We start from the raw sequence: 12,599 nt of genomic DNA on the forward strand, positions 1-12,599 counted from the left end.
GAATTTAACTTTATAATCTTCATGTTAGAACCTGCCTCCTTTTTGAAATGCCGATCAGCAGCTCGGGGTATTCAGAAAATCGCGGGTTCTGTCGTGAGTAAAAAAACCGTACGGAATAAGATGAAAACGATCGAAGTTGACGAAGAGCTCTACCGTTATATTGCCAGCCACACGCAACACATTGGCGAAAGTGCATCCGATATTCTGCGCCGTATGTTGAAGTTCACTGCCGGTCAGCCCGCGGCGGTCAATGACACGCAGCCCGTCTCCGCACCGGCCCCGTCTAAAGCGGCACCGTCGGCAGGTAATGAATCGCGTCCTCAGGATCGTGTTCGCGCGGTGCGTGAGCTAATGCTGTCGGATGAATATGCGGAGCAGAAGCGGGCGGTTAACCGCTTTATGCTAATCTTGTCAACGCTCTATCGTCTGGATACCGCAGCGTTTGCCGAGGCGACAACGTCGCTGCAGGGCCGCACGCGCATCTATTTCGCGGGCGATGAACATACGTTGCTGCAAAGCGGTACCCATACCAAGCCGAAGCACGTTCCCGGCACGCCGTACTGGGTTATTACCAATACCAATACCGGTCGCAAACGCAGCATGGTTGAACACATTATGCTGTCGATGCAGTTCCCGTCGGAACTGGCAGAGAAAGTTTGCGGCACCATTTAAACTGAAGCGTCAGGGAGAAGCGCCAATGGCCAATCACCCCCGTGCCGGGCAGCCTGCCCAGCAGAGCGATTTGATTAACGTTGCACAATTAACTTCACAATATTATGTCCTGCAGCCCGATGTGGCTAACCCAGAACATGCGGTGAAATTTGGCACATCAGGCCATCGCGGTAGCGCAGGACGCCACAGCTTTAACGAAAAGCACATCCTGGCGATAGCTCAGGCGATTGCCGAAGAGCGTAAAAAGAACGGGATTACCGGTCCGTGCTACGTAGGTAAAGATACGCATGCGCTTTCTGAACCTGCGCTGTTGTCCGTGCTGGAAGTGCTGGCCGCAAACGGCGTTGACGTGATTGTTCAACAGGACAATGGCTATACGCCAACGCCGGCGATTTCAAACGCCATCCTTGAGCACAATAAATCGGGCGATCAGCTGGCGGATGGCATCGTTATTACGCCTTCGCACAACCCACCTGAAGACGGCGGGATTAAATACAATCCGCCGAACGGTGGCCCTGCCGATACCAACGTCACCAAAGTGGTTGAAGATCGCGCGAATCAGCTGTTGAAAGAGGGCCTGAAAGGCGTGAAGCGTCTGCCACTGGACCAGGCCTGGGCCAGCGGTCACGTGGTTGAGAAAGATTTGATCCAGCCTTATGTTGAAGGCCTTTCACAGATCATCGATTTCCCGGCGATTCAAAAAGCGGGCCTGAAAATCGGCGTCGATCCGCTTGGCGGTTCCGGCATCGCTTACTGGCAGCGCATTGCTGAGCACTACAAACTCGATCTGACCCTGGTGAATGACGCCGTTGATCAGACGTTCCGCTTTATGCATCTGGATAAAGACGGCGTGGTGCGCATGGACTGCTCGTCCGAATCTGCCATGGCGGGCCTGCTGGCCTATAAGGACAAATTTGACCTGGCGTTTGGCAACGATCCCGATTATGACCGCCACGGTATCGTCACGCCTGCCGGCCTGATGAACCCGAACCACTATCTGGCCGTTGCTATCAACTATCTGTTCCAGCATCGTCCACAATGGGGCAAAGACGTTGCCGTGGGGAAAACCCTGGTGTCCAGTGCCATGATTGACCGCGTCGTTAACGACATCGGCCGCAAGCTGGTGGAAGTGCCGGTGGGCTTTAAGTGGTTCGTGGATGGCCTGTTCGACGGCAGTTTTGGCTTCGGTGGGGAAGAGAGTGCGGGCGCTTCATTCCTGCGCTTTGACGGTACGCCTTGGTCCACCGATAAAGACGGGATCATCATGTGTCTGCTGGCAGCGGAGATTACCGCGGTCACCGGCAAGAACCCGCAGGAGCACTATGATGAGCTGGCCGCGCGTTTTGGTGCACCCAGCTACAATCGCCTGCAGGCGTCAGCCAGTTCCGCACAGAAAGCGGCGCTGTCTAAGCTGTCACCTGAAATGGTGAGTGCTGACACGCTGGCGGGCGATCCGATCACCGCGCGTCTGACCGCTGCGCCGGGCAATGGCGCGTCTATCGGCGGCCTGAAAGTGATGACGGAAAACGGCTGGTTTGCTGCCCGTCCTTCAGGCACCGAAGATGCATACAAAATCTATTGTGAAAGTTTCCTGGGCGCAGAACACCGCGCGCAGATAGAAAAAGAAGCGGTAGAGATTGTCAGCGAAGTGCTGAAAAACGCCTGATTTGCCTGTTAAATGAAAAAAGCGCCTAAGTGGCGCTTTTTTTATGGCATAAACCGGTAGCCGATGCCGGTTTCCGTGAGCAGATGTACCGGCTGGGTAGGATTCGCCTCCAGCTTTTGCCGCAGGTGCCCCATATAGATCCGCAGATAGTGGCTGTGTTCAACGGCGTTTGGTCCCCACACCTGGCTCAACAGCTGCCGCTGGGTCAGCACTTTGCCCGCGTTGTTCAGCAGCGTCGTCAGCAAACGAAACTCTATCGGCGTAAGGTGCACTTCCTCGCCAGCGCGCAGCACTCTGCGGGCCGCAATATCCACGGTAACGTCGGCGAAGCTGACCTTGGGATCGGTATGTTGTCCGGCATGACGGCGCAAGGCGACGCGAACGCGTGCCAGCAGTTCACCAATACCGAAGGGTTTCGTCAGGTAGTCGTCGGCCCCTGCATCCAGCGCGTCAATTTTATCCTGTTCGTCGATTCGGGCCGACAGCACAATCACGGGCAGCGTGCTCCACTGACGCAGCTCGCCAATAAAGGTTTTGCCATCGCCATCGGGCAGGCCGAGATCGAGAATGACCAGATCGGGTTTTCGCGTCGCCGCCTCAATCAACCCACGTTGTAGCGTTTCGGCATCGAAAACCTTCAGGCCTTCGCTTTCCAACGCGATGCGCACGAAGCGGCGAATTTCTTTCTCATCTTCAATGATTAAAACCGTGGTCACGCCAATCCTGCCATTGCCTGAAAAGGGAAAACACACTGTATCAACTTTTCAGCCTTTCGTCCGTGTTGCCATCGAATCGCGCTAAAGATCATCGTCAAAACCATTATTTAACCAAAATGTAACTAATTTTCAGATTGTCATTAACAGTGCAAAAAAGCGTCAAATTTAGTGGTCAGATGAGTAGTAAAATTACACAATCAGGCGTAATATTGGACGCAGATCACATTTAACCGACTTTTCGTCAGGAGGAATCCATGTACCGGACTTATTCTCGTCATAAAATCATTTTGCGCCGTACGCTGGTTATCCTGTTGGGCCTGCTGGCTCTGCCGGTCATGCTGTTTCGCAAGGATCGTGCCCGCTTTTACAGCTATCTGCATCGTATGTGGTGCAAAACTAGCACCAAGCCGGTCTGGCTGGCACAGTCTGAAGCCGCTGCCGGTGTCTTTTGGTAATCAGACTGCATTAAAACGCCTCAGCCCCTGAATTTCTGGCCCGTTCCCTGAATCTTATTACGGGGAACGGGCTTTTTTTGAGCATTATCGTCATCTGCAAAGCCCCGCAGGCTGATTTCCCCACTATTTTGCGCTACACTTAAACCTCTACAAGTTTTCGGAGGTTGTACAAGTATGAGTGAGAAAATTCCGGTTGGAATCAGCGCTTGTCTGCTTGGTGAGAGCGTCAGATTTGATGGCGGCCATAAGCGCCTGGCTTTCGCTACTGATCAACTCACCCCTTTTGTACGTTTTGAACCTGTCTGCCCCGAAATGGCGATTGGCCTTCCTACGCCTCGCCCGGCCTTACGCCTCGTTAAAATGGGCGATGATGACGCTCTGCACCTGTGCTTCAGCAAAGAGGGCGGAGAGGACATCACCGATAAAATGCGCGACTGGTCCGAAAACCGCGTTAAATCCCTTCATCATCTCTGTGGCTACATCCTGTGCGCAAAATCACCCAGCTGCGGCATGGAACGGGTCAGGATTTATGAACCCGCCACCAACAATAACCGCAAAGCAGGCACCGGCATTTTTACCGCCTTTTTGCAGCGTGAAATGCCCTGGCTACCGCTTGAAGAAGATGGTCGCCTTAACGATCCCACCCTGCGCGAAAATTTTATTGGCCGGATTTGTGCCCTGCATGAGTTTAATCAGATGTGGAAACAGGGCCTGACTCGTCACAACCTGATGGCTTTTCACAGCCGCTACAAGCTGCTGCTGTTGGCGCATTCCCAGAAGAAATACCGTGAGCTGGGGCCGTTTGTTGCCTCAATGAACCAGTGGGAATCGTTGGAGGCTTTTGCCTTTGAATACCGCAGCCGACTGATGGATTTGATGTCACAGCCCGCGTCCCGCACGAATCACACTAACGTTTTGATGCACGTTCAGGGTTATTTCCGTAGTCAGTTAAGCTCTCCTCAGCGTAAAGAGCTGACGTCGCTGATTGACTGCTACCGGCAGGGAACGCAACCGCTGTTAGCACCCATTACGATTCTTAAGCACTATATGGCGGAATATCCGCACCCCTGGCTGACGCAGCAGCGTTACTTCGATCCTTACCCCGAAGCCCTGCGCCTGCGATACGGACAATGATTCAGGAGTACTATGACCACGCATTTAGTCTGGCTGCGAAACGACCTGCGTATTAACGATAATCTGGCGCTGCACGCGGCCTGCACCCAACCCGATGCCAGGGTGATTGCGCTGTTTATCGCAACGCCCGGGCAGTGGCAGCAACATGAGATGGCGGCCCGCCAGGTCGCATTTATTCATCAGAGTCTGGATATGCTGCAGTCCTCCCTCGCGGAGCGGGGCATTCCGCTTCACTTTCATCAGTGTGATGATTTCGCGGCCAGCATCGATTTTCTGGTCGGCTTCTGCCAAAAGCAGCAGGTCGATAAGCTTTTCTACAATTACCAGTACGAAGTCAATGAGCGTGAACGGGATGCCAGCGCAGAAAAACGCCTGCATGAGGCGAACGTAGTCTGCCAGGGCTTTGATGACAGCCTGCTGCTGCCACCGGGCAGTATTCAAACCGGCGATGGCGAGATGTATAAAGTGTTTACGCCGTTCAGCAAGGCCTTCTTACGGCGGCTACAACAGGGTTTACCCGAGTGTGTGCCGGCTCCCAAAGCCCGTGAAGGTACGCCGCTTAAAGAGCCAAAAAGCCTTCCGCCTTTTGATTATCCAAAAGCGGATATCGACACGTCGCTGTTTCCGCCCGGTGAACAGGCGGCCGTTAAGCGGTTACGTGAGTTTGCCAAACAGGCGGTGCTCGATTACGCAAAGCAGCGCGATTTGCCCGCGCTGGACAGCACCAGTCGTTTATCGGTCTATCTCTCTACCGGCGTGCTCTCACCGCGGCAATGCCTGCATCGAATCCTGCATGAACAACCCAAAGCGCTGGATAGCGGTCCGGCTGCCGTATGGATCAACGAACTGATATGGCGTGAATTTTACCGTCACCTCATCGTGGCGCATCCGCGCCTGTGCAAACATCAGCCTTTTGTTCACTGGACACGCAACGTGGCGTGGCAACGTAACAGCGCGCACTTCGACGCCTGGAAGGCGGGGAAAACCGGTTATCCCATTGTGGATGCCGCTATGCGTCAGATGCAGACCATCGGCTGGATGCACAACCGACTTCGCATGATTACCGCCAGCTTTCTGGTGAAAGACCTGCTTATCGACTGGCGAGAAGGCGAGCGGTACTTCATGCAGCAGTTGATCGATGGCGACCTGGCTGCCAACAATGGCGGCTGGCAATGGGCGGCGTCAACCGGCACCGATGCCGCGCCTTATTTCCGCATCTTCAACCCGACCACGCAGGGCGAGCGCTTCGATAAAGAGGGGGAGTTTATTCGCCGCTATCTGCCAGAGTTGAAAGAGGTGCCTGACAGCGATATCCATCAGCCTCACCAATGGGCTCAGAAAAATAACAAGAAACTCGATTATCCGGCGCCAATCGTGGAACATAAGGACGCACGTAAAAAGACACTCGACGCCTTTGAGCGCGCGAAGAACGCGGCCTGAGGCGGCAAGGAGCAGAAATGAATCACTACGAGTTAGAAAAAATCGTCAACCAGCAGCTCAATACCGCTGCCTTCAGCGACTATGCGCCAAACGGCCTTCAGGTTGAAGGCCGCGCCAGGGTAAAAACGGTGATTACGGGCGTGACCGCCTGCCAGGCATTACTGGATGAAGCGGTGGCCCGCCAGGCCGATGCCGTGCTGGTCCATCACGGTTATTTCTGGAAAAGCGAGCCTGCGGTCATTAAAGGGATGAAGCGCCAGCGGCTGCGCACCCTGTTGGCTAACGATATTAACCTCTATGGCTGGCACCTGCCGCTCGATGCGCACCCGCAGTTAGGGAATAATGCGCAACTGGCCAGGCTGTTGGGGATCGATGTGGTAGGCGAGATCATGCCGCTGGTGCCGTGGGGCGAGTTCGCTCAGCCCATTACCGGTGAGCAGCTGGCACAGCGTATTACCGAGGTATTAGGGCGCCAACCGCTGCACTGCGGTGATAATGCACCTGCTGCAATTCGTCGTGTAGCCTGGTGCAGCGGCGGTGGGCAAGGATTTATCGACGCTGCGGCTGGCTTTGGGGTAGACGCTTTTATTACTGGCGAAGTGTCAGAGCAGACGATTCACAGCGCACGTGAGCAGGGTCTGCACTTTTTTGCTGCGGGTCATCATGCCACCGAACGCTGCGGCATTCAGGCGCTGGGCGAGTGGCTGGCAGCAGAGCATGGCCTTGATGTGACCTTTATTGATATTCCCAATCCTGCCTGATCCTCCGGGTTCTGTATCACGCGGCAGAACCCAAATCTATTGACACATCTCTGTCACTTTCGCATAACTACCTTCTTAAGGCCGCAATACCAGTGCCTGCTTTTGGACGCCAGCATACTGCCTGAGCGCAACCATTTTTTTAACCGGGAGGTGCGCGTTGCAAGAAACACGATGTTACATGCTGGGCGAACGCGCGGTGGTGCTGGAGCTGGCTCCGCCGGTTTCCCTCACCAGTCAGCAGCGAATATGGCAGTTGAGCGAGCGCTTACAGTCACATGGCGCGATACGGGACGTGATTCCCGGCATGAACAACCTCACGTTGTTGCTGGAGGAGGCGCCCTCTGACGCGCAGCAGGCCACAGCGCAGCTTCAGCAGTGGTGGCTGGAAAGCGAAGCGCAGGCCACCGGGTCTCGTCTGGTAAAAGTGCCGGTTATCTACGGCGGTGAAGCAGGCCCCGATCTGCTTCAGGTGGCGGATCATGCTGGACTGTCAGCAAAGCAGGTGGTCGAGTTACACAGCAGTAGCGAGTACGACGTCTTTTTTATTGGTTTTCAGCCGGGATTCCCCTATCTGGCCGGGCTTGATCCCCGCCTGCACATGCCGCGCCGCGCGGAACCTCGCGTAGCCGTACCGGCAGGTTCGGTGGGAATAGGCGGGAGCCAGACGGGCGTGTATCCGCTGGCTTCTCCGGGCGGCTGGCAGTTGATTGGTCAAACCCCGGTGGCGCTTTTCACTCCGCAACAGCAGCCACCGACGTTGCTGCAACCCGGCGACAAAGTCCGGTTTGTGCCGCAAAAGGAAGGTATATGTTAACAATTCTTCGGGCGGGGCTGGCCACCAGCATTCAGGATCTGGGCCGCAACCGCTGGCGTCAGTACGGTATCGGCGTCAGTGGCGTTCTGGATCAGCCTGCCATGATCACGGCAAATTTACTGGTCGGTAATCCGCCGGGCAGCGCCGTTCTGGAAATTGTCCTGGGCCAGTTTAAAGCCGAGTTCAGACGCGATGGCTGGTTCGCCCTGACGGGCGCCGGCTGTCAGGCCGAACTGGACGGGAAACCCGTCTGGACCGGCTGGCGGTTGCCGGTTAAAAAAGGCCAGGTGCTGGTGTTAAAGAAACCGGTTCACGGTATGCGCAGTTATCTGGCGATACAGGGAGGATTCGATGTCCCAGAGGTACTGGGCTCATGCAGCACAGATATCAAAGCCGGGTTTGGCGGCTTCCAGGGGCGCACGTTGCAGGATGGCGATCGTATTCCTCTGGGCAAACCGGGGCAGCCCTTTACGCATAAGAAAGGGGTAAAGCAGTTGCTGTGGGGCAATCGCATTAGGGCACTGCCGGGGCCGGAATATCATGAGTTTAGTGAAGAGGCACAGCAAAAGCTGTGGCGAGCGGCATGGACACTCAATCCGCAAAGCAACCGCATGGGCTACCGTTTGCAGGGGCCAACCTTGCAGCGTGAGGCCTCACGCGAGCTGTTATCTCACGGACTGGTACCCGGCGTTATTCAGGTGCCGGGAAACGGACAACCCATTGTATTGCTGGCGGATGCACAAACCACCGGGGGCTATCCGCGCATCGCCTGTGTGATAGAGAGCGATCTCTACCATCTGGCGCAGATCCGTCTGGGGGAACCGATCCATTTTATTCTCTGCACGACTCAGGAAGCGCAGGCGGCAAAGCGGCAGCAACAGCTCGCCCTGGATCAAATGGCATGGGGACTGGCTAATGAAAATTGATTTAAACGCCGATTTGGGCGAGGGCGGCAGTAGCGATCGTGCGCTATTGCAACTGGTAAGCTCCGCCAATATCGCCTGCGGGTTTCACGCGGGCGATGCAGAAATGATGCTGCAGTCCGTTCGCTGGGCCAAAGCGTTTGGTGTGGCGATTGGTGCGCATCCCAGCTTCCCTGACCGTGAAAACTTTGGCCGCAGCGCCATGCAACTGCCGCCAGAAACCCTTTACGCACAAATCATCTATCAGGTCGGCGCATTGAAAAGCCTGGCGGAGAGCGAAGGGCAATCGTTGGTCCATGTAAAGCCGCATGGGATGTTGTATAACCAGGCTGCCGCCGACGCGGGCCTGGCGGACACCATTGCGCGTGCCGTTAAGGCCGTCGATGCCGGACTGATCGTCGTGGGGCTGGCGAACAGCGAATCGATTCGTGCGGCGGCGCACCATGGCCTGAAAACCCGCGAGGAAGTTTTTGCCGATCGCGGTTATCTCAGCAGCGGTGCTCTGGTGCCTCGCGGTCAACCCGGCGCATTAATTGAAGAGGAAGCTCAGGCAATCGATCAGACGTTGATGATGGTGCAGCAGGGGCGGGTAAAAAGCGTAAGTGGTGAGTGGGTAGCGGTTAACGCGCAGACCGTCTGCGTGCATGGTGACGGCGCACACGCGCTGCAGTTCGCTCAACGATTACGTGCCAGCTTCGCGAATAACAATATTGCTGTAACCAGTCAATAAAACAGCACCGCCGGGCTGATAAGCTCAGGCTTTTTTTGGTCTATCACAAGGGGAAAATATGGACAGCGTAGTGAATCTCTGGCCACTACTGGGCATTGCTGCCATCGTCGCAGGCTTCGTTTTACGCTTTAATCCGGTGCTGGTGGTGATCGTTGCGGGCTTCGTCACCGGGATTGCCGCCATGATGCCGCTGGGCGATATTCTGCAAAAACTGGGCGAGGGCTTCTTGAATACCCGCAATCTGCCGCTTATTTTGCTGTTGCCGCTGGCGGTCATTGGCCTGCTGGAGCGCCATGGTCTGAAACAGCGCGCCCAGACGTGGATCGCACAGATTAAAACGGCGACGGCAGGGCGACTGCTCATCATCTACCTGTTTGTACGCGAGATCACTGCGGCGCTGGGGCTGACCAGCCTGGGTGGTCACCCGCAAATGGTGCGACCGCTGCTGGCACCGATGGCCGAAGGGGCCAGCGAAAGCCGTTACGGTGAACTGTCGCCTGAGATTCGCCATCGCCTGCGAGCCATGTCCGCTGCGACGGATAACGTCGGCCTGTTCTTTGGCGAAGATATCTTTGTCGCCTTTGGCGCCATCATCTTTATGCACAACTTTATGCAGGAGTCCGCCGGTATTCAGACCGAGCCGCTACATATCGCGCTGTGGGGCATTCCGACGGCCATTGCGGCTTTTCTGATTCACTCCGCGCGCCTGATAAGGCTGGACCGTCAGCTCGCGCGTGAACTGAGTGCCATCAACAGCCAGGCCATCAACGCCAGAGGAGATCGCTAATGTTCCAGCAACAATATTTGATGTGGCTGGCTGGCGTGATTCTGCTGGTTGTGGCTTTTTTATCCTGGCGTGACAGCGGGAACCCACGTCGCTTTACCACCGGCCTGTTTTGGGGCTTATACGGTCTGATTTTTTTGGTGGGGGACTGGACAACGCAGCTGATGTCACAGCTGATGGGATCAACACAGAGCGGCACGCGCACCCTGCATATTACCGTGGGCGTGGCAGTTGTGCTGATGGGCTTAATTGCCGGCTGTGGTGGCGTAAAGCTTGGTCGCTACCATCAACGTAGCGAAGAGGAAAAAGAGGCCAGCGCACAACGCCTTAAAAATAAACTCTTTCTGCCTGCGTTAGCGATTCCTGTCGTAACGGTGATTGGCGTTCTGGCCTTTAATAATATTCCCGGTTTGCAGAGCGGGGTATTTGGACCCGGCAATCATTCCACCCTGGTCACGCTGTTTTCCATGACGGTTGGCTGCCTGCTGGGCTGGCTAATCGCCATGAAACTGACGCATGAGAAGCCGGTTCAGTCGATGCAGGAAACCCGGCGTCTGCTGGATTGTGTGGGCTGGGCTTTCCTGCTACCGCAAATTCTGGCCACGCTGGGGCTGTTGTTCACCGCTGCGGGCGTGGGCGGCGCCATCTCGCATCTGACCGAACATTATCTGGCGGTCGATAACCGCTTTATTGCCGTGACCGTTTACGCTGTTGGCATGGCGCTGTTAACTATGGTCATGGGCAACGCCTTTGCCGCTTTCCCGATTATTACCGCCGGTGTGGGCATTCCCATTCTGGTGCTACAACATGGTGGTAATCCGGCTGTCATGGCGGCAATCGGCATGTTTTCCGGCTACTGCGGAACCTTAATGACACCAATGGCCGCGAACTTTAATATCGTGCCCGCCGCGCTGCTGGAGTTGCCGGATCGTAACGCGGTCATCAAAGCTCAGGTCCCAACCGGTGTGCTACTGTTAATTGTTAACGTGTTTTTACTCTATTTCCTGATGTTTCTGTGAGGCAGCATGAAAACGGTATTGATGACGGCGTTTGAGCCCTTTGGTGGCGAATCCATTAATCCCTCGTGGCAGGCGGTTAGCGCGCTTGAAGGCCAGCAGATTGGCGGGGCACGTATCGTGACGCGCCAACTGCCGGTGGTCTTTAGCGAGGTGCTGGACGTGTTGTATCAGGCGCTGGAAGAGATTAAGCCGGATGCCATTATTGCTGTGGGGCAGGCGGGCGGGCGCAGCGATATCACCGTCGAGCGCATCGGCATTAACGTCGATGACGCCCGCATTCCCGATAACGCGGGCCATCAACCCGTGGATGAGCCGATTGCGCAGGATGGCCCGGCCGCCTACTTTTCACGCCTGCCGATCAAAGCCATTGTGGCCGCCGTGCGCAAAGCCGGTATTCCGGCTTCGGTGTCGCAAACCGCCGGCACCTTTACCTGTAACCGGGTGATGTATGGTCTGCTGCACTGGCTGCATCAACATGACAGCGCGGCGCGTGGCGGATTTATTCATATCCCTTACCTGCCAGAGCAGGCGGTCCACCATCCTGGCGCACCCAGCATGCCCGCCGCAACCGTGATCGAGGCGCTGAAAATTGCGGTGCAGACCACGCTGGAAACCGCCAACGATCTCAAGGAAGCGGGTGGCGCAACCCATTAAGAGGACGAGAGATGCCAGAAGGACCGGAGATTCGCCGTGTGGCGGATCAGCTTGAAATGGCCATTGTCGGGCAGCCTTTGGCCGACGTCTGGTTTGCTTTCCCTGCATTAAAAACTTACGAGCCCACATTAGTGGGGGAAAAGGTAGAGTCGATTGAAACGCGCGGCAAAGCGTTGCTGACACATTTCAGCAATGGTCTGACGCTCTATTCGCATAATCAACTTTACGGCGTCTGGCGCATCGTGTCGCCAGACGTGCAGCCTGAGACTAAACGGCAGTTACGTGTGCGCCTGGCAACGGCAGACCAGGCCATCCTGCTGTACAGCGCTTCGGATATTGAATTGCTGAATGCGGAAACCCTGGCCAGTCATCCCTTCCTGAATCGCATTGGGCCTGATGTGTTAAGCCCCGCGCTGACGCCGGAGGAGGTAAAGCAGCGCCTGCTCTCAGCGCGCTTCCGCCGTCGCCAGTTCAGCGGTTTATTACTGGACCAGGCTTTTTTGGCCGGATTAGGCAACTATCTGCGCGTGGAGATCCTCTGGCTGGCACAGCTGCTTCCACACCATAATGCGCAGTCACTGAGCGAGTCACAGCTTGACGCCTTCAGCGACGCGCTGCTGTCCGTACCGCGTCATGCCTACCGCATGCGTGGCACGATGAAAAAGTATCACAGCGAAGCTGCCTTTCGTTTTGAAGTCTTTCATCGTCAGGGCAAGACGTGTCGGCGCTGCGGCACGGTGATTGAGAAGGGCGTTTTATCCTCACGGCCATTTTACTGGTGTCCTGGCTGTCAGGTATAAAAGACAGGCGGGCCTGACGGGCAGGCTCCGT

Annotated in this window: 14 protein-coding genes; 13 read left to right on the top strand and 1 reads right to left on the bottom strand. The window is 55.9% G+C overall.

Annotated features, from left to right (window positions below):
• The first annotated feature begins 120 nt into the window (after positions 1–120).
• Together seqA and pgm are read left to right on the top strand one after the other, a co-directional pair.
• The gene (seqA, locus tag NYE92_RS20855; RefSeq protein WP_019104980.1) at positions 121–672 is read left to right on the top strand and encodes a replication initiation negative regulator SeqA; all 552 of its coding nucleotides are present in this window, start codon (positions 121–123) and stop codon (positions 670–672) included.
• 25 nt (positions 673–697) lie between these two features.
• Positions 698–2,338, top strand: coding sequence for a phosphoglucomutase (alpha-D-glucose-1,6-bisphosphate-dependent) (pgm, locus tag NYE92_RS20860; RefSeq protein WP_013025044.1), 1,641 nt, complete (start codon positions 698–700; stop codon positions 2,336–2,338).
• A gap of 41 nt (positions 2,339–2,379) precedes the next feature.
• Here the strand turns inward: pgm and kdpE are convergent, their stop codons facing one another.
• Complete coding sequence (gene kdpE, locus NYE92_RS20865) at positions 2,380–3,054, bottom strand: two-component system response regulator KdpE (protein WP_014606301.1); 675 nt, start codon at positions 3,052–3,054, stop codon at positions 2,380–2,382.
• A 254-nt stretch (positions 3,055–3,308) separates the two neighbouring features.
• Between kdpE and NYE92_RS20870 the strand changes: the two genes are divergently transcribed.
• The 11 genes from NYE92_RS20870 to nei all read left to right on the top strand — a co-directional run bounded on the left by NYE92_RS20870 (position 3,309) and on the right by nei (position 12,568).
• Positions 3,309–3,509: a DUF2517 family protein gene (locus NYE92_RS20870; RefSeq protein ID WP_013025046.1), complete on the top strand. Its 201-nt coding sequence runs from the start codon at positions 3,309–3,311 to the stop codon at positions 3,507–3,509.
• A gap of 174 nt (positions 3,510–3,683) precedes the next feature.
• A complete protein-coding gene (locus tag NYE92_RS20875; protein WP_013025047.1) occupies positions 3,684–4,643 on the top strand; it encodes a 2-thiouracil desulfurase family protein in 960 nt (319 codons plus the stop codon).
• A 12-nt stretch (positions 4,644–4,655) separates the two neighbouring features.
• Positions 4,656–6,083 carry a deoxyribodipyrimidine photo-lyase gene (phrB, locus tag NYE92_RS20880; protein ID WP_019104979.1) on the top strand — a complete coding sequence of 476 codons (1,428 nt, stop codon included), beginning with the start codon at positions 4,656–4,658 and terminating at the stop codon, positions 6,081–6,083.
• A gap of 17 nt (positions 6,084–6,100) precedes the next feature.
• Positions 6,101–6,844 carry a type 2 GTP cyclohydrolase I gene (locus NYE92_RS20885; RefSeq protein WP_014606299.1) on the top strand — a complete coding sequence of 248 codons (744 nt, stop codon included), beginning with the start codon at positions 6,101–6,103 and terminating at the stop codon, positions 6,842–6,844.
• A gap of 157 nt (positions 6,845–7,001) precedes the next feature.
• Positions 7,002–7,658 (top strand): 5-oxoprolinase subunit PxpB, encoded by a 657-nt coding sequence (pxpB, locus tag NYE92_RS20890; protein ID WP_013025050.1) that lies wholly within the window; start codon positions 7,002–7,004, stop codon positions 7,656–7,658.
• Positions 7,652–8,584, top strand: coding sequence for a 5-oxoprolinase subunit PxpC (gene pxpC / locus NYE92_RS20895; RefSeq protein WP_014606298.1), 933 nt, complete (start codon positions 7,652–7,654; stop codon positions 8,582–8,584). Before pxpB ends, pxpC begins: the two co-directional genes overlap by 7 nt.
• Entirely contained in the window at positions 8,574–9,311 is a 738-nt protein-coding gene (pxpA, locus tag NYE92_RS20900) for a 5-oxoprolinase subunit PxpA (protein ID WP_014606297.1), read from the top strand. Before pxpC ends, pxpA begins: the two co-directional genes overlap by 11 nt.
• Before the next feature lie 58 nt (positions 9,312–9,369).
• Positions 9,370–10,098, top strand: a complete 729-nt coding sequence (locus tag NYE92_RS20905) for a DUF969 domain-containing protein (protein WP_013025053.1) — start codon at positions 9,370–9,372, stop codon at positions 10,096–10,098.
• Positions 10,098–11,114, top strand: coding sequence for a DUF979 domain-containing protein (locus NYE92_RS20910; protein ID WP_014606296.1), 1,017 nt, complete (start codon positions 10,098–10,100; stop codon positions 11,112–11,114). Before NYE92_RS20905 ends, NYE92_RS20910 begins: the two co-directional genes overlap by 1 nt.
• 6 nt (positions 11,115–11,120) lie before the next feature.
• Positions 11,121–11,768 (top strand): pyroglutamyl-peptidase I, encoded by a 648-nt coding sequence (pcp, locus tag NYE92_RS20915; protein ID WP_014593191.1) that lies wholly within the window; start codon positions 11,121–11,123, stop codon positions 11,766–11,768.
• An 11-nt stretch (positions 11,769–11,779) separates the two neighbouring features.
• Positions 11,780–12,568, top strand: coding sequence for an endonuclease VIII (nei, locus tag NYE92_RS20920; protein WP_022623688.1), 789 nt, complete (start codon positions 11,780–11,782; stop codon positions 12,566–12,568).
• Positions 12,569–12,599 lie beyond the last annotated feature (31 nt).

This window comes from Pantoea sp. B566, from assembly GCF_024793925.1.
GTDB classification, from domain to species: domain Bacteria; phylum Pseudomonadota; class Gammaproteobacteria; order Enterobacterales; family Enterobacteriaceae; genus Pantoea; species Pantoea ananatis.